This is a genomic window from Oscillibacter sp., from assembly GCF_032018205.1.
In the GTDB taxonomy this organism is placed as follows: domain Bacteria; phylum Bacillota; class Clostridia; order Oscillospirales; family Oscillospiraceae; genus Oscillibacter.
Window position 1 is genome coordinate 69207 of sequence record NZ_DALZOY010000014.1, and the last position, 19709, is coordinate 88915.

At 55.7% G+C, this 19709-nt stretch carries 18 protein-coding genes, 4 tRNA genes and 3 pseudogenes; 12 read left to right on the top strand and 13 right to left on the bottom strand.

The annotated features are described in order from the left end of the window. Positions 1 to 1850 (top strand): FapA family protein (locus RTU96_RS11520; protein ID WP_312636765.1); only part of this gene is annotated, 1850 nt, incomplete at its 5' end. Between the two features lie 69 nt (positions 1851 to 1919). Here RTU96_RS11520 and RTU96_RS11525 read toward each other — a convergent pair. After that, complete coding sequence (locus RTU96_RS11525) at positions 1920 to 2345, bottom strand: Rrf2 family transcriptional regulator (RefSeq protein WP_312636766.1); 426 nt, start codon at positions 2343 to 2345, stop codon at positions 1920 to 1922. 272 nt (positions 2346 to 2617) lie between these two features. Between RTU96_RS11525 and polA the strand changes: the two genes are divergently transcribed. The 5 genes from polA to RTU96_RS11550 all read left to right on the top strand — a co-directional run bounded on the left by polA (position 2618) and on the right by RTU96_RS11550 (position 8385). After that, complete coding sequence (gene polA, locus RTU96_RS11530) at positions 2618 to 5269, top strand: DNA polymerase I (RefSeq protein WP_312636767.1); 2652 nt, start codon at positions 2618 to 2620, stop codon at positions 5267 to 5269. A 45-nt stretch (positions 5270 to 5314) separates the two neighbouring features. Continuing rightward, on the top strand, positions 5315 to 5818 hold the full coding sequence (gene rimI, locus RTU96_RS11535) for a ribosomal protein S18-alanine N-acetyltransferase (protein ID WP_312636768.1): 504 nt from the start codon (positions 5315 to 5317) through the stop codon (positions 5816 to 5818). Continuing rightward, positions 5772 to 6365: a GNAT family N-acetyltransferase gene (locus RTU96_RS11540; protein WP_312636769.1), complete on the top strand. Its 594-nt coding sequence runs from the start codon at positions 5772 to 5774 to the stop codon at positions 6363 to 6365. The genes rimI and RTU96_RS11540 overlap by 47 nt, the downstream gene beginning before the upstream one ends. A gap of 24 nt (positions 6366 to 6389) precedes the next feature. Continuing rightward, positions 6390 to 7397, top strand: a complete 1008-nt coding sequence (gene tsaD, locus RTU96_RS11545) for a tRNA (adenosine(37)-N6)-threonylcarbamoyltransferase complex transferase subunit TsaD (RefSeq protein ID WP_312636770.1) — start codon at positions 6390 to 6392, stop codon at positions 7395 to 7397. Between the two features lie 913 nt (positions 7398 to 8310). Continuing rightward, positions 8311 to 8385, top strand: a tRNA-Thr gene (locus RTU96_RS11550). 191 nt (positions 8386 to 8576) lie between these two features. Here the strand turns inward: RTU96_RS11550 and RTU96_RS11555 are convergent. Together RTU96_RS11555 and RTU96_RS11560 are read right to left on the bottom strand one after the other, a co-directional pair. After that, the gene (locus RTU96_RS11555) at positions 8577 to 8990 is read right to left on the bottom strand and encodes a sigma factor-like helix-turn-helix DNA-binding protein (RefSeq protein ID WP_312636772.1); all 414 of its coding nucleotides are present in this window, start codon (positions 8988 to 8990) and stop codon (positions 8577 to 8579) included. Positions 8991 to 9340: 350 nt separating this feature from the next. Further along, positions 9341 to 9559, bottom strand: a pseudogene (locus tag RTU96_RS11560) (transposase); the annotation flags it as partial. A 5-nt stretch (positions 9560 to 9564) separates the two neighbouring features. Here RTU96_RS11560 and RTU96_RS11565 point away from each other — a divergent pair. Further along, a pseudogene (locus RTU96_RS11565) lies at positions 9565 to 9681 on the top strand (transposase); the annotation flags it as partial. Between the two features lie 5 nt (positions 9682 to 9686). Here the strand turns inward: RTU96_RS11565 and RTU96_RS11570 are convergent. The 6 genes and pseudogenes from RTU96_RS11570 to RTU96_RS11595 all read right to left on the bottom strand — a co-directional run. Then, a pseudogene (locus RTU96_RS11570) lies at positions 9687 to 9893 on the bottom strand (transposase); the annotation flags it as partial. A gap of 234 nt (positions 9894 to 10127) precedes the next feature. Then, a tRNA-Leu gene (locus RTU96_RS11575) sits at positions 10128 to 10214 on the bottom strand. Between the two features lie 74 nt (positions 10215 to 10288). Further along, a tRNA-Leu gene (locus RTU96_RS11580) sits at positions 10289 to 10375 on the bottom strand. A gap of 51 nt (positions 10376 to 10426) precedes the next feature. Further along, positions 10427 to 10512: transfer RNA gene (locus RTU96_RS11585), tRNA-Leu, on the bottom strand. A gap of 167 nt (positions 10513 to 10679) precedes the next feature. Then, a complete protein-coding gene (locus tag RTU96_RS11590; protein WP_294857283.1) occupies positions 10680 to 12053 on the bottom strand; it encodes a citrate synthase in 1374 nt (457 codons plus the stop codon). A gap of 288 nt (positions 12054 to 12341) precedes the next feature. Then, complete coding sequence (locus tag RTU96_RS11595) at positions 12342 to 13061, bottom strand: NAD-dependent protein deacylase (RefSeq protein WP_312636773.1); 720 nt, start codon at positions 13059 to 13061, stop codon at positions 12342 to 12344. A gap of 49 nt (positions 13062 to 13110) precedes the next feature. On the opposite strand from RTU96_RS11595, the gene RTU96_RS11600 reads away from it, so the two are divergent. From RTU96_RS11600 to RTU96_RS11615, 4 genes are all read left to right on the top strand, one after another. Continuing rightward, positions 13111 to 13446 carry an arsenate reductase family protein gene (locus RTU96_RS11600; RefSeq protein ID WP_312636774.1) on the top strand — a complete coding sequence of 112 codons (336 nt, stop codon included), beginning with the start codon at positions 13111 to 13113 and terminating at the stop codon, positions 13444 to 13446. 157 nt (positions 13447 to 13603) lie between these two features. Next, the gene (locus RTU96_RS11605) at positions 13604 to 13726 is read left to right on the top strand and encodes a hypothetical protein (RefSeq protein ID WP_294857291.1); all 123 of its coding nucleotides are present in this window, start codon (positions 13604 to 13606) and stop codon (positions 13724 to 13726) included. A gap of 7 nt (positions 13727 to 13733) precedes the next feature. After that, a complete protein-coding gene (locus tag RTU96_RS11610) occupies positions 13734 to 14996 on the top strand; it encodes a putative DNA modification/repair radical SAM protein (RefSeq protein WP_312280466.1) in 1263 nt (420 codons plus the stop codon). Positions 14997 to 15005: 9 nt separating this feature from the next. Beyond that, positions 15006 to 15809: a TIGR03915 family putative DNA repair protein gene (locus RTU96_RS11615; RefSeq protein WP_312636775.1), complete on the top strand. Its 804-nt coding sequence runs from the start codon at positions 15006 to 15008 to the stop codon at positions 15807 to 15809. Between the two features lie 84 nt (positions 15810 to 15893). Here RTU96_RS11615 and RTU96_RS11620 read toward each other — a convergent pair whose 3' ends face one another. The 3 genes from RTU96_RS11620 to RTU96_RS11630 are packed head-to-tail and all read right to left on the bottom strand — an operon-like array spanning position 15894 to position 17379. Further along, positions 15894 to 16619 (bottom strand): sigma-70 family RNA polymerase sigma factor, encoded by a 726-nt coding sequence (locus RTU96_RS11620; protein WP_294857295.1) that lies wholly within the window; start codon positions 16617 to 16619, stop codon positions 15894 to 15896. Continuing rightward, positions 16616 to 17062 (bottom strand): anti-sigma F factor, encoded by a 447-nt coding sequence (gene spoIIAB, locus RTU96_RS11625; protein ID WP_294857296.1) that lies wholly within the window; start codon positions 17060 to 17062, stop codon positions 16616 to 16618. The genes RTU96_RS11620 and spoIIAB overlap by 4 nt, the downstream gene beginning before the upstream one ends. After that, a complete protein-coding gene (locus RTU96_RS11630) occupies positions 17059 to 17379 on the bottom strand; it encodes an STAS domain-containing protein (protein WP_312636776.1) in 321 nt (106 codons plus the stop codon). Before RTU96_RS11630 ends, spoIIAB begins: the two co-directional genes overlap by 4 nt. Positions 17380 to 17879: 500 nt before the next feature. Here RTU96_RS11630 and RTU96_RS11635 point away from each other — a divergent pair, with 500 nt between their 5' ends. Further along, positions 17880 to 18848: a carbohydrate kinase gene (locus RTU96_RS11635; RefSeq protein WP_312636777.1), complete on the top strand. Its 969-nt coding sequence runs from the start codon at positions 17880 to 17882 to the stop codon at positions 18846 to 18848. Positions 18849 to 19216: 368 nt separating this feature from the next. On the opposite strand, the gene RTU96_RS11640 is transcribed toward RTU96_RS11635, so the two are convergent. Next, positions 19217 to 19709, bottom strand: a 493-nt coding sequence (locus RTU96_RS11640; RefSeq protein ID WP_312636778.1) for a transposase, incomplete at its 5' end; no start/stop codon positions are given.

Sequence of the window (19709 nt, forward strand, 5' to 3'; positions counted from 1 at the left end):
CCCCGGCGCAGCCGGAGGAGCCGCAAGCGGCGCCTCCAGAGCCGTCGCCGCCCTCCATTGAGGAGGATGCTATCCCTATCCCGCTGGACAGCCCGCTGGCGGAGGTCTGGAAAAAATGGGGCCAGCCGGGACTGCCCGCTCTGTCGTCCCTAGCTCCGGCGCAGGGCGGTCTGGACATACCTTCAAAGGCCATGAAAACAAGTGCGATCAGGATTTTGAGGGAGTTGCTTCCTCTGGCCCAGCGCTGGTTGACGATGGAGCGAGTGTTTACCCAGGCCCGCGCAGCGCAGGAAGCGCAGAACCGGGCCGCGGCACAGGTAGCCCCCATCAAATTGGATGAGACTTCTCCCGCTACGTCCGGCGGGGAAGCTCCCATTCCTTCCCCTTCGGAAGGAGAACCCGCTGCGCCCGGAGGAGAATCCCCCGCTTCTTTCGCACCCGACGGAGAAGCGCCTGTCCCCATCCCCGCCGAGCCCCCGGATGTGGACGAAATGGCGCAGATCATTCTCTCTGAGGACGGCATGGCGGCGTGGCTGTTTTTGCTGCCCCCCAGCGGAAAAGGCAAGCGACTTACCGTGGCCGACGGACAGGCTCTGTTGCGGGAGGCCCATGTCACCTTTGGCGTGGACCAGCGTGCCCTGTTCTCCGTCTTTACAAAAAAGCCCTATTTCAGCCTGTGTCCCGTGGCGCGGGGAACCCTTCCCACAGAGGGGAAGGACGGCTGGACGAAGGAGCATTTCCCCCGTGATTTCTCCCGCTTTACAGGCAATGAGGACGGCGGCACCGTGGACTATCGCGCCCAGTCCTGCGTGCAGGTCATCGAAAAGGGCACGGTCATCTGCGACATTTACCCGCCCACGGAGGGTGTCGCCGGAACGCGGGTAGACGGCGCGGCCATTCCTCCCAAGGCGGTGAATCCCGCCCCGGTCCCCGCAGGAAGCAGCACCGTCCTCAGCGAGGACGGCACAAAGCTTCTTGCCGACATGGATGGCTTTCTGGACTTTCGGGACGGCAAGTTCCATGTCAAGAACATTCTGAATATCACCTCTGACGTGGACTATTCCACGGGAAATATTGATTTTCGCGGCGACGTGACCATTCAGGGCGACGTGCGGGAACAGTTTTCTGTGAAGGCCACGGGCAGTATTTCCATCAGCGGCATGGTGGAAGCCGCCTCTGTGGAGGCGGGAGGCGACGTGGTGATCTCCGCGGGCGTTTCCGGCAACAATCAGGCCGTTATCCGGGGAAAGAATGTGCGGGCAAGGCATCTTGAAAACTGCACGGTTTATGCGGAGTGTCTGGAATCGGACTACATTCTCACCTCCCGCATTTTTTGCAGCGATTCGGTGGTGGCCGCAGGCAGCCGGGGCAGCATTATTGGCGGACAGGTGGTGGCCGTCAACCGCATCAAGGCCAACTCCATTGGTTCCCAATCCGGACGGAGCACGGAAATTACGCTGGGCGTTCAGCCCGAAATCCGGGAGGAGCTGCACACAAACCGGAAAGAGCTTGCGTCCCTGCGGGACAAAGCCTCAGAGCTGCTTAAGCGAGCCATGTACCTGAAAAAACGGATGGAGGAGCAGGGCCATGAGGACCGCCGCTCCGCCGCGGAAATTCAGGCGGCCCACGGCAGTCTGGTTCAGATGACCGAGCGGGAAAAAAACTTGCTTGCCCGTCAGCAGGAGCTGACGGAAGCGTTGAGCCAGCTCCATCGTTGCCGTCTTGAGGGCGGCACGGTCTACCCCGGCGTGCGGCTGACCATCGGCAGCGCCATCCGAAATATCGAAACCGTCGCCCACAACTGCACCGCCGTGTTTGACACGGAGGAAATGGACATCAAATTTGTCTGACAGCGCGGATATACAGCAGCAGCCTGCCGAATACTTCCGGCAGGCTGCTGCTGTCTTTTTACGCTGTTTTCAAAATTTCGACTTCCGCTCTTCCGCCGCAACCAGATCCGCCAGAGAAAACTTGTCGATATAACGGTTGATCTCCGCGTACAGGCCGGACCAGAAATCCACTGTCCCGCACTGGCTGCACCGTTCGCACAGGTTTTCCGCATCCTCCAGACAGGACACCGGGGCAAGGCTGCCCTCCGTCAGGCGGAGAATCTCCCCCACCGTATAATTCTCCGGCGCGCGTGAAAGGCGATAGCCTCCCTGTGGACCCCGGACGCTGCGGACAAAACCCGCCTTGCCTAAAAGCCCCACAATCTGCTCCAGATATTTCAGCGAAATCTCCTGCCGCTCCGCCACGTCCTTCAACGCCACCGGATCACTGCCCGGGCGGCAGGCAAGATCCATCATCAGCCGCAGCGCATAGCGACCCTTCGTAGATATTCTCATGGCGCACCTCCCGTCTTTCTCCTATTTTGCCATAGGAATTATGGGATTTCAAGAGTATTTTCCCTTTTTTGCGTTTTTGGAGAAAATGAGCACTGTTCCCCACGCTGTTTTCTCCGGCTGCACGGGCGGCAAAAGGTTCTTTCCACGGTGTTTTTTCTCTTGAGGAAAGCTCAAACGGTTGCCACTATGGGTAAAATGCGGTATACTATGGTTTTAGACAGCTTCGGCGCGCAAAGCGCGGCCGTAAATTTAAAAGAGCGGAGGCCCCCTCTATGAAGCTCATGGCCATCGACGGCAACAGCATTTTAAACCGCGCCTATTACGGCATCCGCCCCCTCACCACACGGGACGGGCTGTATACCCACGCGATTTACGGATTTCTGACCACGCTTCTGCGTTTGCGGGACGAGGAAAAGCCCGACGCGGTCTGCGTCGCTTTCGACCTCCACGCCCCCACCTTCCGCCACAAAGCGGACGAAAACTACAAGGCCACCCGCAAGCCCATGCCGGAAGAGCTTAGAATGCAGGTTCCGGTTTTAAAAGAGGTGCTGGACGCGCTGAACATCCCCCGCTATGAAGCGGAGGGCTGGGAGGCCGACGACTGGCTGGGCGTCATGTCCCGCCGGTGTGAGGCCGCAGGCTGGAACTGCGTGGTGGTGACGGGGGACAAGGACTCTCTTCAGCTTATCACGGAAACCACGAAAGTGAAGCTGGTTTCCACCCGTATGGGCCAGACCACCACCAAAGACATGACTCCGGGGGCTTTCCGTGAGGAATACGGCTTTGACCCCATCCACATGATTGATTTAAAGGCCCTGATGGGCGACAGCTCCGACAACATCCCGGGCGTTCCGGGTGTGGGCGAAAAGACCGCCATGGCCCTAATTCAAAAATACGGCTCCATCGACGCGATTTACAAAAAGCTGCCGGAGATTGACGCAAAGCCCGCTGCCCTGAAGCGGCTGACGGAGGGGGAAGAATCCGCCCGCCACTCCTATTGGCTGGCCACCATCGCAACAGACGCGCCGCTGGACTTTGACCCGGCGGCAAATGCGGCAAAGGCTCCGGGACCCGACGCTTATCCCCTGTTTTTAAAGCTGGAATTTTCCAAGCTCATTGAGCGGTTCGGCCTCCGACAGGATACTCCCGCCCCATCAGAGAGCGAAAAAGCCTTCACCGTTACAGTGGAACAAGTGGAAACCACCGTCAAGGCGGGAGAGTTGTTGGAGCTTTGGCACTGCGCAGACCATGTGTCCCTGCTGGCCCTGCCGGACCTTACCGGGGTGGTCGTCTGCTGCGAGACGGGGGGCGACACCGCCGTGACGGCGGAGCTGTTTTTTGACCGCTATCAGGGAAATTGGAACGTGCTCCTCTCTTCCCTGTTCTCTGGCAGCATCAGGAAAGTCTCTCACAACGTAAAGGATTTGATGCGACTGCTGCTGGCAAACGGCCTGCCCGCCGAGGGTTTTATTTTCGACACTGCGCTGGCCGCCTATCTGCTGGACGCCACCGCCGGGAGCTATGACCTGGGACGGCTGTTCGTCTCTTATTTCAACGAGGAGCTGCCAAAGCCCCTGCATCTGGACCCCGACGCCTTTGCCCTTTTGGGGGACCGGGCGACGGCGGAAGCAGCCTTTTGCAGCCATGCCTCCGCGGTGGATGCACTGTATTCCGCGCTGGAGCCAAAGCTGCGGGAGCGGGGACAGTGGGAGCTGTTTGAGGACATCGAGCTTCCTTTGTGCCGCTGCCTTGCGGAGATGGAGCTGGCAGGCTGCCGCGTGGACGCCACGGCCCTGTCCGATTTCGCCGGACTGTTGAGCCGACGGGCGGAAGAGCTGGAAGCCGACATCTACCGGCTGGCGGACGGGGAATTTAACATCAACTCCCCCAAGCAGTTGGGCGAGGTCCTCTTCGACCGGCTGGGCCTGTCCCATGGAAAAAAGACAAAAACCGGCTGGTCCACCAACGCCGACGTGCTGGAAAAGCTGCGGGGAGAGCATCCGGTCGCAGACGCGGTGCTGGAATACCGCCAGCTTACGAAGCTGAAATCCACCTATGCCGACGGGCTTTTAAAAGCGCTGGACCCGGACGGACGGGTGCGCACCAACTTCCAGATGACCGTCACCGCCACCGGGCGGTTGTCCTCCACGGAGCCGAATCTGCAAAATATCCCCACCCGGACGGACCTTGGCAGCGAAATCCGCCGGATGTTCGTCCCCGAGGCGGGCAACGTGCTTGTGGACGCGGACTATTCCCAGATTGAGCTGCGGCTTTTGGCCCATATCTCCGGCGATGAGGGAATGCGCACCGCCTTCCTCTCCGGGGGAGATTTCCACGCGGAAACCGCCTCTCGCGTGTTCGGCGTGGACCGGAAGGACGTGACCCACGAAATGCGCCGCCGGGCCAAAGCCGTGAACTTCGGCATTGTATACGGCATTTCCGCCTTCTCCCTCAGTCAGGACATCGGCACCACCCAGAAGGAGGCCAAGGCGTATATGGATGCATACTTTGCCACCTTCCCCGGCGTGCGGGCCTATATGGACCGGGTGGTGGAGCAGGCCCGAGCAGACGGCTATGTGGAAACGCTGTACCGCCGCCGCCGGGATTTGCCGGAGCTTTCCTCCAGCAACTTCAACCTCCGCTCCTTCGGTGAGCGAGTGGCGCTGAACATGCCCATTCAGGGCACGGCTGCGGACATCATGAAGCTGGCCATGATTGCCGTTTGGAAGCGGCTGAAGGCGGAGCTGCCGCAGGCGCGGCTGGTGCTTCAGGTTCACGATGAACTGATCGTGGAGTGTCCCGCAACCGATGCGGAAAAAGCCTCTACTCTGCTGAAAGAGGAAATGGAGGGCGTGGCTCAGTTGTCCGTCTCCCTCACCGCCGACGCCCACTGGGGCAAAAACTGGCTGGAGGCCAAGGGCTGAGGGACGCAAGTCCCGGCCCGATGCATTGAATAAGGAGAACCTTCTATGGAACAGAAAAAGCAGGTGCGCATCGTCCCCATGTCCCCCGAACATCTGGACGAGATCGCGGGGCTGGAAAAGGTATGCTTTTCCGCCCCTTGGTCACGAAACATGCTAGCGGAGGAGCTGGACAACGCCTGCTCCGCCTTCCTCACCGCGCTGGACGAATCCGACCGGGTGGTGGGCTACGCGGGGTTACAGGTGATTTTGGACGAGGGGTATATCACCAACGTGGCCGTCCGGCCGGAGGACCGGCAAAAGGGCGTGGCCGCCCAGCTTTTGCAGGTTTTTATCAATTTTGCAAAGGGAAACCGCCTGTCGTTTTTAACGCTGGAGGTCCGCCCAAGCAACACGGCGGCCATCGTGCTCTACGGACACCACGGCTTTCGCACCGTGGGGCGGCGAAAAAATTACTATGAGCTTCCAAAAGAGGACGCGCTCATCATGAAATTGGAGTTTGACTATGGAACTGAGAACGGCGACGCTTCCGGAGCTGAAGACGGTCTATGAAACCCTTTTGCGCCCCGCCTTTCCGCCTGCAGAGCTAAAGCCTCTGCGGGCCATGACGGAGATGCTGGAGGACGGGTGCTACGACCCGCTGGTACTGGTGGAGGACGGCGAAATCACAGGCGCCTGCTTTTTGTGGATGGGCGTGCCCGGCTGGACGCTGTTGGATTATCTGTGCGTCTCCCCCACCCGGCGCGGCGGCGGCGCAGGCGGAGAGATTCTGCGGTTGATGCAAGAGCTTTATGCGGGATGGGTAATTCTCGCCGAGTCGGAGTCTCCCGCGGAGGCCCCGGACACCGCCATGGCAAAACGGCGGCTGGGCTTCTACGCCCGAAACCGCGCCCTTCTGGCAGGCTATGACTCCGAGGCCTTCGGCGTGCGCTACAAAACCCTTTACTGGGCCGACGGGCCGATCAGTGACGATGACCTGATGCTTCAGCACCGCTTTATTTATGAGAGCCGCTTTGGAGCGGAAAAATACGCAAAGTACATGCGCATTCCCCTGAATCCCGACGCCCCTCCTCTGCCGGTGGTGCCCTGGGACCAGTAAACCCTGCTGAAAAGAGAGGAACCGATGAATATTCTGGCTTTTGAATCCACCTGCGACGAAACCGCCGTGGCGGTGGTGGCGGACGGGCGGCGTGTACTGTCCGACGTAATTGCCTCGCAGGCGGAAATGCACGCACTGTACGGCGGTGTGGTCCCCGAGCTTGCCTCCCGCAAGCATGTGGAGGTCATTGCCGCTCTGACGGAGCAGGCCTTGCGTGAAGCCGGCTGCGGACGGGACGACATTGACGCGGTGGCCGTGGCCTATGCGCCGGGACTGATCGGCGCGGTGCTGGTGGGGCTGAGCTTTGCCAAGTCCGTGGCCTTTACCTGGGACAAGCCCCTGATTCCCGTCCACCACATCCGCGCCCACATCGCCGCCAACTATTTGGCCTTTCCGAAGCTGGAGCCGCCCTTTGTGGCCCTCGCCATCTCCGGAGGCAATACGCTGATTGCCGATGTGCGGGACTATACCGACCTGCGCATTCTTGGCTCCACCCGGGATGACGCCGCCGGAGAGTGCTTTGACAAGGCCGCCCGGGTTCTGGGTCTGCCCTACCCCGGCGGAAAGCCGATGGATGAGCTGGCCCGGCAGTCTCAGGGGGGCGTATACTCCCTTCCCCGCGCCCATGTGGACGGCGCGGAGCTGGATATGAGCTTTTCCGGGCTGAAAACCGCGGTGGTGAATCTGGCCCACCGCGCCGAGCAGTCCGGTCAGCCCTTGGACCGGGCCGCGCTGGCCCGGGACTTTACAAACGCCGTCAGCGGTGAGCTGGTCCCTCGTGCTATGCGCGCGCTGGCACTGACAGGGCACAAGGCCCTGTGCGCCGCCGGGGGCGTGGCGGCCAACTCCGTTATCCGCGCGAACTTGGAGGCCGCCTGCAAAGAAGCGGGCTGCAAGCTTTATTTGCCTCCCCTGCGCCTTTGCGGAGACAACGGTGCGATGATCGGCGCTCAGGGATATTACGAGTTCCTGGCAGGACGCAGGGCAGGCATGGACCTGAACGCCTATGCCACCCGTGCGCTGGACGCCTGATCCAAAAGCCCCGTCTTTCCGCCGGTAACCTTGGCTCATGTTCCACCGCCGCCGGACGACTGTCCGGCGGCTTTTTTCTAACTACTCAAATATACAGCCTTTCCATGAATACCCGTGCATTCACCGGTCGTGTCTGTAAAGGGAGTCAACTTTCTCTTTTGCATGGCACGTTTTTTTTCTATCAGTTTTAAAAAATGCTTTTGAAATTTTTAGAGTTGATGTAGAAATTTTCGAACCCACAAGTATTATGTAAATCATTTTTGGATTTCAAAATTCTCCTTTTGTGCATTGCCGTTTTTCAATTTTTATCTAATTTTACAATTTTCATTGATATCACAGGGATTTTTCATTGTTGAAAACCCTGTGGAAAATGTGGATAACTTTTTGTAGTCAGAAGTTATAGTATGGCTTATGTAAATTTTCATTTTTTCCAGGAAAGCGTGTTTCTTGTTTTTCTTCTATGTTTTTCCTGTCTGTCAATGGCAAATTTAAGTGTTTTTTGCAAAATACAGTCATGCTCCTGGCCGCGCTTCTATCCCGATGGTCAAATCGCCCATTGAGTTTCGCACCATTTCCTGCAAAAATTACAATTCGTATTATTCGGTTTTGTTTTTGATATTCATTCTTAACAGTATCTTCTCCGTTTTCTTTTAAAAGCTTTCGGAGAATTGTGTTGACGCTCCTGCAAAAATGTGCTATTCTACATTAGGTTCTGCATTTCGCCATCCGGTAGCTTTATGTAACTTGTGTGGTGTCGGGCGGTCAATTCAGGGGTTGCAACCAGCCTCTTATTGGAGTAAATGTCGGGATGGCGCAGGGGTAGAGCAGCTCACTCGTAATGAGCAGATTTCTGGTTGTTTGCAATACTGTATAGTTAGGGTAAAGAAAATTCCCGAGTGGTAAAATTAAATACGCTTGTGTGGCTCAATGGCAGAGCAGCTCATTCGTAATGAGCAGGTTGTCGGTTCGATTCCGACCACAAGCTCCAAGGCAAAAAGCCTGTAGATATGCGTATCTACAGGCTTTTTCCTATGTTTCTAAAAAAAATGATACAACAAGAGGGGATATTTACCCCACAAAAGGCCTTGCAGAACGAATGCAAGGAAATACACCACCTCAACAGGAAAAAGCCGCTGTGGGGCATTTGTGTGCCTTACAGGAGGGAGTGAAGTATTGTTTCTACCTGTAGTAGCCTTTCATTTTCTGAAACAAGGCTTTCGGGATTTTACGTTTCCTATATCCAACTGCTGAAGTTGATATTTGTAGTTGCATAGCTAATTCTTTTTCAGTCTTTTCTTCAAAGAAGATGCCACGGATGATTTGTTGCTCCTCTGCGCTCAGCTTGTCCAAGCAGAGGTAAAGCCGAACAATCTGTTCAGTTTTCAGGACCTCATCCTCCACAAGGGTAATAGTGTCTTGGCAGATAAATTCAATGGATACGCCAGCTTCAATGAATTGCTCCAACGAGTATTCATGCTTGGCAGATTTATTCTTCAGGTATCTCTCATGTTCATATTCCTGATAATAGACTTTATAGACATCGTAAGAAACAGGGATTCTCTCCCCTTTTATAATCAATGTATATTCTCTCATGCATTTAACCTCCAAATTTTCAATGTGTTCAGGTGAAAATTCGGAGGTTGGAAGAGAACGGCACTGGGGAGTCAATAAGACATACAATGACTTGTGCGAAAAAGGTGTAAATAAAAAGACACCTATCCGAGAAAATCCTCGAACGGTGTCTTATGAAAAATGGGCGCAAAAGGTATCCGATTTTTGATATATATTTTTGAAATTATATGGCCTTAGAACATCAGCTATGCCAAGCCGTCACTGTAAGGTGGCGGCCCCTCCCGAACAATAAATATCGGCTTTGGATACATGAAAAACGGTAGTGTCAAGAATTATGCGCAAATTGGTTTGCAGTCTCATAAGGAATGAGATCAACCAGCCAACTCGGCGTCGTCCATAGTCGCCTCCAGATGCTTCATATTCATATACGTCTTGTTTCCCCACTGGGTACCGGCAACATGCCGCAGCCGCGCACAGACCAGCATAAGGGCGGAGTTCCCATCAGGGAAAGCCCCCACCACGCGGGTGCGGCGGCGGATCTCACGGTTGAGGCGCTCAATAGCGTTGTTGGTGCGGATACGCGTCCAATGCTCAAAGGCAGGCATACCGAAGTGGCCACTATCAGCGCAACCTTACCACCACATCCGGAGACGTGGCGTTGAATGTGCCTCGTCTAAAAGGAGTAACCTTTGAGACGGCAATCATTGAGCGTAACGTCGCCGGATGTGGTGGTAAGGTTGCGCTGTAGTGTCCGCTGCGGTATCCCTGACGCTCTTCGCTGCGCTCGTATTTGGCCGCCTGTGTTAGTTTCCCCGCTTCAGCCTCCAGCAGGCCGTTGAGCGTCTCTTCTACGCTCCCACGGACTAATTCCTTGATTTGCCCCTTGATTACTTTCTCATTTAACTGTACAATTTTCTCCGACATGGTTTGCTGTCTCCTTTCAGAATGGTGTGTCGTGACTTCATTCTAACAGAGTGCTGCAAACCATGTCTCTTTTTATCCCTTTTTCAATTTGCGCAACTTATTCTACCTTATCTACAAGCGCCTTCATATTTCATTTAAATTTCCTCCAAAATTATAATTAATCCTTGCTTCATTTTATCTTAAAATAAGCAAAAAGCCATGTATGGGTTCAAATCCTCATACATGACTTCCTGTTGGTGCGCGAGGCGGGACTTGAACCCGCACGTCCTTGCGGACACTAGAACCTGAATCTAGCGAGTCTGCCAATTCCACCACTCGCGCGCATTTATTAGATTTTAAGAAAACAAAAAATTTCAGAAATATCTGTCTGAGAACTTCCGTCCTCAGACAGATATTGGTGCGCGAGGCGGGACTTGAACCCGCACGTCCTTGCGGACACTAGAACCTGAATCTAGCGAGTCTGCCAATTCCACCACTCGCGCATATTCATCTGAAATTGCAGTCCCCACTCCCCGCGTTAGCGGAGAGGGGAATGGTGCGGCTGACGGGATTTGAACCCACACGTCGATTGGACACCAGCACCTCAAGCTGGCCTGTCTACCAGTTCCAGCACAGCCGCGAATCCATGCCAAAAAAAGACTGCTTGATTATTATAGCCAGAAGCTTGAAAAATGTCAACCTCAAATTTCCCTTTTCGGCAAATATTTTGTTTTCTCCTGCCGCGGCCGCGCCGGAGGGCGGCTCTCCGCTCCTCCGGCGCGTATGCCCACTTTCTCTACGCGGGGCTCAGCGCTCTGCCGCAGGCGTATATGCCCTGTGCTCTTCCACGCACTCATATCGCGGACGGATCAGCTTTCCGCCGCCGGAAAGCTCTTCCATCCGATGGGCGCTCCAGCCGGAAATACGGGCCACCGCAAATAGGGGCGTATACAGCTCCTTGGGCAGACCCAACATCTCAAATACAAATCCGCTGTAAAAATCAATATTGGTGGAAATAGCGTCCTTCCCCCGCCGCACGGACAGCAAGCCTTTTCCCAGCCGCTCCACCCGCTCGTAGAGGTCTAGTTCCTCCCCCCGTTCCTTCTCCGTGGAAAGGGTCTTCACATAATCCCGGAACACCTCACACCGGGGGTCCGTCCGGGTATAGACCGCGTGTCCCAATCCGTACAGCAGTCCCCTCCCGTCAAAAACCTCTCCGTTCAAAATGCGCTCCAGATAATTTTCAAGTTCCCCGTCGTCGTTCCAGTTTCGCACATGGGACTTGATGTCCGCCATCATCTCCATCACCTTGCTGTTGGCCCCGCCGTGGCGCGGGCCTTTCAGGGCCGCCATGGAGGCCGCAATGGCAGAATAAGTATCCGTTCCCGAGGAGGTGACCACGTGGTTGGTAAATGTGGAGTTGTTGCCTCCGCCGTTGTCGGCGTGAAGCACCAAAGCCACATCCAGCACCCGGGCCTCCAAATCCGTATACCGTCCATCCTGACGCAGCATCCTGAGAAAGTTCTCCGCCGTGGACAGCTCGGGCCTTGGCTCGTGGATAAACAGGCCCTCTCCTTTGTTAAACCGATATGCCTGATATGCGTAAATCGCCAGCAGCGGCATAATGGCAACCATCTGCAAGCTCTGGCGCAGCACATTTCCAAGACTGATGTCATTGGGCTGATCGTCATAGCAAAACAGCGTCAGCACCGCGCGCTGCATGGTGTTCATCAAATCCTGCGGCGGGGCTTTTAAAATCACGTCCCGCAGAAAGTTGCTGGGCAGCGTCCGATAAGTGGCAAGCTGCACGCAGAAATCCCGTAGCTGGACCTCAGTGGGCAATTCGCCGAACAGCAGCAGATATGCCGACTCCTCAAAGGCCAGCCTTCGCCCCTCAGACCCCCGGACAAGTTCCCGGCAGTCAATCCCCCGGTAATACAGCACACCGTCCTCCGGCAGAAGCTTTCCGTTCTGATCCACGGAGTACGACTGAATTTCACCCACGCGGGTCAGTCCCGTCAGCACACCCTGACCATTTTCGTCCCGCAGGCCCCTGCGCACGTTGTACTTTCGGTACAGTCCGGGATCTATGTAGTTCTTTTTCTCCCACTGCTCCTCCAGAGCCCGAATCTTGGGTGTAATCTGAGAGTAGACGTTCTCCCCTTTTTCCGACCAGATCATTCCGCCGCCTCCTTTGTCGCCTCACAGACAGCCAAAGTCCTCACCGCGGCGCTCCAGCGCCGCGCATACTGGATTATCTGTCCGCAAAGCAAACCGTTCCCAATATAAATCATATACCGCAGCGACGTTTCGTGCCCGCGATATAATGCAATCATATCATACAGCAATTTCATTTTCAATGAAATTTATTGGTTTTTTATCGGCTATTTCCCCAAATATTGCAGCTTATACAATTGTTATATTCATTTTTTCGGCAATCTGACAGGTTTGCCTGCAAATTGGCCCTTTTCATATCTGGTCAAGTGTCTCTCCGATGGAGTCGTTGATCACAAGGTCGGCGGACAAGTCCGCCGCCACGGGGGATTTGTTGATGATTACCAGCTTGTGCCCCTGATACCACCGGATCAGACCCGCCGCCGGGTACACGTTCAGGGATGTGCCCCCGATGATCAGCATGTCCGCCTCGGCAATATATCGGGCCGCCCGTTCCATCGTATCCATGTCCAGCCCCTCTTCATAGAGCACAACGTCCGGCTTCACACGCCCGCCGCAGGCCGCGCAATGGGGAACGCCCCGAGAACTGAGCATAAAGGCAAACTCATAGGCCTTTCCGCAGCTTTCGCAGTAATTTCGCAGAACGCTGCCGTGTAGCTCCAGCACTGTGAGGCTTCCCGCGGCCTGATGAAGTCCATCAATATTCTGGGTGATGACCGCTTTCAGCTTCCCCCGCTTTTCAAGCTCCGCCAGCTTACGATGCGCAGCGTTGGGCTTCGCGTCGGGGGCGAGAAGCTTTGCCCGGTAGAATCGAAAAAACTCTTCCGGCTTGCTTTCGTAAAAGGTATGGCTTAAAATAGTTTCCGGCGGGTAATCATACTGCTGGCGGTACAGCCCGTCCTCGCTGCGAAAATCAGGGATACCCGACTCCGTGGACACCCCCGCGCCTCCGAAAAAAACGATGTTGTCGCTGCCGTCCACCAGGTCCTTTAGTCTCTTTGCGCTTTCTGTCATAAAACGCCTCCGTCCGCGTCAATTCTTATTTATAATAAGGAGAACTTCCATGAATATTCAGATCTTTGGCTCCTCCAAGTCCTTTGACAGCAGAAAGGCCGAGCGGTGGTTTAAAGAGCGCCGCATTAAGTATCAGTACATTGATGTTGTCTCCAAGGGATTATCCCCCAGAGAGTACCAGTCCGTCAAGCAAAAAGTTGGCTACGAGGCGCTGGTCAACACCAAATGCCGGGCTTATGAAGCCCTCTTCATGCCCTATATCACGCCGGATGCACAGGAAGTAAAGCTTCTTGAAAACCCGGAGCTGTTTCAAACGCCCATCGTTCGCAATGGAAAGGACGCCACCGTGGGCTACCATCCGGAAATCTGGGAAACATGGGAATAATCCCGCCCCGCCTTGTGGCGGGGCTTTTTCTTTTTTTCGCAGAGTTTTTGTTTCCGAAATCTTTCGTACCTTTGTTCTGTTTTTTCTCTTGACAAAAACATTCGTTCTAGTTATAATCATCTTAAATTAGAACAAAAGTTCCAAAGGAGGCTCCTATATGACCGGATACACCCTGTTTTTGATTTTTGTGGGTACGGGATTCTTGACGCATCTGCTTTTTCGCGTGATTGACGCCATCGAACGTCCTTCCCGGTCCCTCCGGCGCGCGGAAACGCGCTAAGCATGCCATGGAACTGCTTGAAAAACTGACCATCCTCTCCGACGCGGCGAAATATGACGCTGCCTGCACCTCCTCCGGTGCGCGACGGGGATACAAGGATGGCTTCATCGGCAACACCTCCACGTCCGCCATGGGCTGCTGTCATTCCTTTTCGGCGGACGGGCGGTGCGTCACGCTGCTGAAGGTATTGCTGAGCAACCAGTGTGCATACGACTGCAAATACTGCGTCAACCGACGCAGCAACGATACGCCCCGGGCCTCGTTTACCCCAGAGGAGCTTGCGGAGCTGACCATTGGATTTTACCGGCGAAACTATATTGAAGGACTTTTCCTTTCCTCCGGTGTTTTGCGCAATCCCGACCACACGATGGAACTAATGATCCGCGCATTGCAAATTTTGCGGGAGACTTATCGGTTTAACGGTTATATTCATGCCAAGGCCATCCCCGGAGCCGCGCCAGAGCTGGTGGAGCGGCTGGGCCTCCTGGCGGACCGGCTGTCCGTTAACATTGAGCTGCCGTCGGAGGCAGGACTGAAGTCTCTTGCCCCCGACAAAACGAAGAGCGCGATTCTCGCGCCCATGCGGCAGATTCAAACCCGCGGCGTTCAATGTAAGGAAGAGCTGGTCAAATACCGTCACGCGCCGAAATTTGCCCCAGCAGGGCAAAGCACACAACTGATCGTGGGGGCCACGGCGGATTCCGACCTGCGGATTTTGCGCCTGACGCAGGGACTGTATGACCGCTATCGCCTCAAGCGGGTCTTTTTCTCGGCATACGTTCCGGTGGTTGCGCACACCCTTCTCCCCTCCCGGGACACAAAGCCGCCCCTTCTTCGGGAGCACCGGCTCTATCAGGCGGACTGGCTCCTTCGGTTTTACGGGTTTCGCGCGGAGGAACTTCTGGACGAGGGAACGCCGGACTTCAACCCGCTGGTGGACCCCAAGTGCAGTTGGGCACTGGCCCATCTGGAGTTTTTTCCTGTGGAAGTGAACACGGCGGACTATGAATCGCTGCTCCGGGTTCCGGGCGTCGGTGTCGTCTCCGCCAAGCGCATTCTGGTTTCCCGAAGAGCGGGAACTCTGCGAACGGAGGACCTTCGAAAACTGGGCGTGGTGATGAAGCGGGCACAGTATTTCCTCACCTGCCGGGGGCAGATGCCTGAGGGACTTCGGTTTACGCCGGAGAGCCTGCTCCGTAATCTGATTGCAGCGGAGCAGCCCGGCCTTCCCGGCGCCCGGATGGAGCAGCTTTCCCTGTTCGGCGCGTGAAAGGGGTATATGATGGAGGTCATCTATCTTTACGACGGGAGCTTTGAGGGCTTTCTCTGCTGCATTTTTGAAAGCTACGCCAATCGGGAACTTCCGTCGGACATCACGCCGGAGGAAGATGCCTGCCCGACTCTGTTTCAGACCCGGCGCATCGAAACAGACAAAAGCCACGCGGACCGTGTCCTGCGCAAGACGGCGCTTCTCTCCGGCGAAGCAGTCATTCTGCTGCGGCGCGGCTTTCTCACCTGCCTTGCGCATCGGGAGATGTATCTCTACCGTTTGGCCGCCAAACTGCTTCGGGAGGGACCGGGTTTTCTCCGGAATCTGGCGGACGAAACGTTGCTGCCCGTTCTGAAGGCGGTGCGCCATCTGGAGGGGGAGGCCCAGCTTCTGCGGGGCTTTGTCCGCTTTTCCGAGTACTCCGGTATTTTAGGCGGGGAAATTGAGCCGAAAAACCGCGTGCTTCCGCTGCTCCGCTCCCATTTTTGCAGCCGTTTTCCCAACGAGCGATTTTTTCTTTACGACCGCACTCATCGTGAGGCGCTGTTTTACGCCCGCGGGAAGGCTGTCATTGCTCCTCTGGAACGGTTTGAGGCCGCCGCACCGGACGAAACAGAAGCCGCCTTTCGGCGGCTATGGAAGCGGTTTTACGATACCGTTGCCATCAAGGAGCGCGAAAATCCCCGCTGCCGCCAGACCCACATGCCGAAGCGCTACTGGGGCACCATGACCGAATTTCAGGACGAGGACTATTTCATTGCCGGGCAGAATCCCCGTCTGGAGCACCGCGGGCCGGGGCTGCCGCCCGTTTGAGGCGTGCAACAAAGCCGCGGAAGCACCTTTCGTGCGCTTCCGCAGCTTTTGATTGAAACGGTTTGTCCGTTTCTATATACGTTTTTATCTTTCTGGACGCCACGGCTCAAAGGCCCGCCGCAGCCGCTCCAGTCCCCGCCGTTCCAGCCGGGAAATTTGCACCTGAGACACCTTCAGGATTCTGGCGGTCTGTTCTTGGGTAAAGCCCCGGAAATAGCGCAGGAGAATGGTCATCCGCTCTTTTTCAGGCAACGCCTCCACCGCCTGCCGCACCGCGAGACGCTCAACAATTCCGTCCTCCGGCGCCTCAGTTCCCAGCATTCCCTCCAGCGCAAGACCGTCTTCCGTCTCCCGTTGAAGGGAGTCCGGCAGGTCCGTAGCCAATTCCGTCCGAGCGATTTCTTCCGGGGTCAACCCCGTACTCTCCGACAGCTCTGAGAGTACCGGTTCCCTTCCCAGTTCAAAGCGCAACCGCTCCCGAACGCCATACAGCAGCGCCGCTCGCTCTCTGATGGTCCGCCCCACTTTGATAGCCCCGTCATCCCGAAGAAAGCGGCGGATCTCTCCCGCGATTTTTGGCACCGCATATGTAGAAAAGCAGGTTCCATAAGTAAAATCAAAGCCTTGCACCGCTTTTAAAAAACCAAGGCATCCCAGTTGATAGAGATCGTCTACCTCCACGCCCCGGCCGTAATATCGCCGGACGATGCTCCAAATCAGGCCGCTATTCTCCTCCACAATCTGCTCGCAGGCCCGCTGGTCACCCTCCTGCGCCGCCCGGAGCAGGTCCAGCGTCGCCTGAGCACTCATCGCTGTCCGTTGGCCCGGCTGGCTATTTTCTTCCGCATGGTCACCGTGGTTCCCCTCCCCGGCGTGGAGTGAACGGTCAACGCATCCATAAAGCTCTCCATAATGGTAAAGCCCATGCCGCTGCGCCCCTCACCGCCGGTGGTAAACATGGGCTGACGCGCCTTATCAATGTTGGGGATTCCCTTTCCAGCATCCTTAATTGAAATTTCCAGGATATTCCCTTCGCAGATTTTTGCCTTCAGGCTTACCTTACCGATAGAGTCGGGATAGGCATGGACGATGGCGTTGGTCACCGCCTCGCTGACCGCCGTCTTAATATCCTCTACCTCGTTCAGCGTGGGGTCCATCTGCGAGGCGAAGCAGGCCGCCGCCATCCGTGCAAAGCCCTCGTTGCTGCTGCGGCTGGGAAACTCCAGCCGGATGTAATTCACGCTCTTCCTCATACCGTTCCCTCCTGTTTTATGTGAATCAGCCGTCCGATTCCGGCGGCGTCCATCACGCGCTTTGCCTGGGGCTGCACGTGGCAGACCTGCATGCTTCCGTCCAGCGCGTCCATGCACCGCTTTGCCCGCAGCAGCAGTGCAATGCCGGAGCTGTCCATGAAGGTCACGCCGCCGAAATCCAGCAAAAGCCTGCGGGGAAGCGCCGCGTCCACCGCCAGTTCCAGATCCCGGATGGCGTTTTTGGCGGCATGGTGGTCCAACTCTCCGCTAAGCTCCAGCAGTAAGTTGCGGTCTGCGGTCTGCATTTTGATATCCATCTCCCAAGTCTCCTTTGCATTAGCTATATCAATTCCGGAAATTGAGCGCGGCATGGGGTTTGCCGCTTACTTACATCAGGTCTTTTCTCCATTCAGCCGCAGCCAAACTCCCAAAAGGCAGCAGCCGCTTTCTAAGGTTGTCCTCCTCCCAGAGGCACCCGCCTGCGGCCTGACTTCCTTGTAAACGCCTGAAAAGACCCGTTATGCATGTCCCTGCGGCGATCATACCATGACTCAAATTTTCTTTTCTGTCGAAAACCTTTTGGTTTCCATAAATATTTTATTATGGAAACCAAACCCGTTTTTTAGGCGATTAATTTCCCTACCTTTCGCCTCTCATCGCCGATTTTCATTGCACCAATCAGAAACTGTCTTCCCTCCTCCCCGGTTTTCTCTCTTGCTTTTTGTGCAAAAAGCTGATAAGATAAGACAAATCGCGTAAACGTTTTACTTTCCACGGGACGCAGGTTTCCGCCCCGTTTGAAAAATGGGAGAGACGGATGGAAAACACACAGATCACAGCACTGGGCGAAATTTTGATTGACTATACTCCTCTGCCGGATTCTGACGCCGGCATGGCGGTATTTGAGCAGAATCCCGGCGGCGCACCGGCAAACGTTCTGACCTGTGCCGCAAAGCTTGGCCGCAGGACTGCTTTCATCGGTAAAGTTGGCGACGATATTCAGGGCCGGTTTCTTGCGGACACATTGCAAAAGACCGGTATCGATATCCACGCCCTTTTGGTGGACAGGCGCTATTTCACCACGCTGGCGTTTGTAGAGCTTTCCGAGAGTGGAGAGCGCAGTTTCTCTTTTGCCCGAAAGCCGGGCGCGGACGTGCAGCTTTCTCCCGAGGAGCTGGACCGCGAGTTGATTTCCCACAGTGACATCCTGCATTTTGGTTCCCTCTCATTGACAGATGAGCCCGCCCGCAGCGCCACGATGGAGGCCGTGCTTCTAGCCCGCAAGTCCGGAGCAATCATTGCTTACGACCCAAACTACCGCCCACTGCTGTGGACAAGCAGAGACGCCGCCATGGAGCAAATGCGCATTCCTCTGCCTCTTGTGCACCTTTTAAAGGTTTCCGACGACGAGGTGGAATATCTGACGGATTGCTCCAATCCCCGGGAAGGAGCGGAGAAGCTTGTGCGGCAAGGGCTTCGCTGCGTGGTGGTGACCATCGGCAACCAAGGCGCACTGGTCGCCGCAAAAGAGGGGAGCGTTATGGTCCCCGGCTTTCCCACTCGGGCGGTGGATACCACCGGTGCGGGCGATTCCTTTTGGGGTGGTTTCCTGACCCGCGTTTCAGAGAGCGGAAAATCACTGGAACAGATCACCTTTCAGGATTTTCAATCCTTTGCCCGTTTTGGAAACGCCGTGGCCTCCCTCTGCGTGGAAAAACGGGGCGCCATGCCCGCCATGCCCCACCGGGAGGCCGTTCTGCGCCGTATGCAAACGGCAGGGCAATAGTCGCCGGACACGGGAGAAACATGAAGTGAACACACCACCGCGTGAAAGAACGCGCGGACGCGGCGGCTTACGTGCCGTCTCCCTAGCAACACCTTTTATAACCACCCACATAAAGAAAGCACACGATTTTAAAAATCGTGTGCTTTCTTGCATCTGAATCAAGATCAGTTTTATTTTCGGCTTTCTGCCTACCTATGTAATATTACTGCATCGGATTGCTTCTTTCGTGCTTCTGGTGGCGTGGAATCGCCAGCTTTAAGTTCCTTTGTAATGCGAGTGTCTGAAAATAAAAAACGGCAACATTTTTTCTGATCCGATAGTGTCAAGAATAATGCGCAAATTGGTTTGCAGTCTTATGTGGAATGAGATCAACCAGCCAATGAGCCGTCGTCCATGATTGTCTCCAGATGCTTCATATTCATATACGTCTTGTTTCCCCACTGGGTACCGGCAACATGCCGCAGCCGCGCACAGACCAGCATAAGGGCGGAGTTCCCATCAGGGAAAGCCCCCACCACGCGGGTGCGGCGGCGGATCTCACGGTTGAGGCGCTCAATAGCGTTGTTGGTGCGGATACGCGTCCAATGCTCAAAGGGAAACGCCATGTAGCTGAGCGTCTCCTCCACGCTGTCCGCCACCTTTTTGGTGGCCTCCTTCAGTTTCAAGTCCTTCAGCGCGGCAACTACGTCTCTGGCCTTTGCCAGCGCCGCAGCCTTGCTCTCCTGGGCGTGGATGGCTTTGAGCATTTTGGCAACCAGCTTCCCCTTGGAACGCGGAACAACAGAGAAGATATTGCGGTAGAAATGGGTAGTGTCAAGAATTATGCGCAAATTGGTTTGCAGTCTCATAAGGAATGAGGTC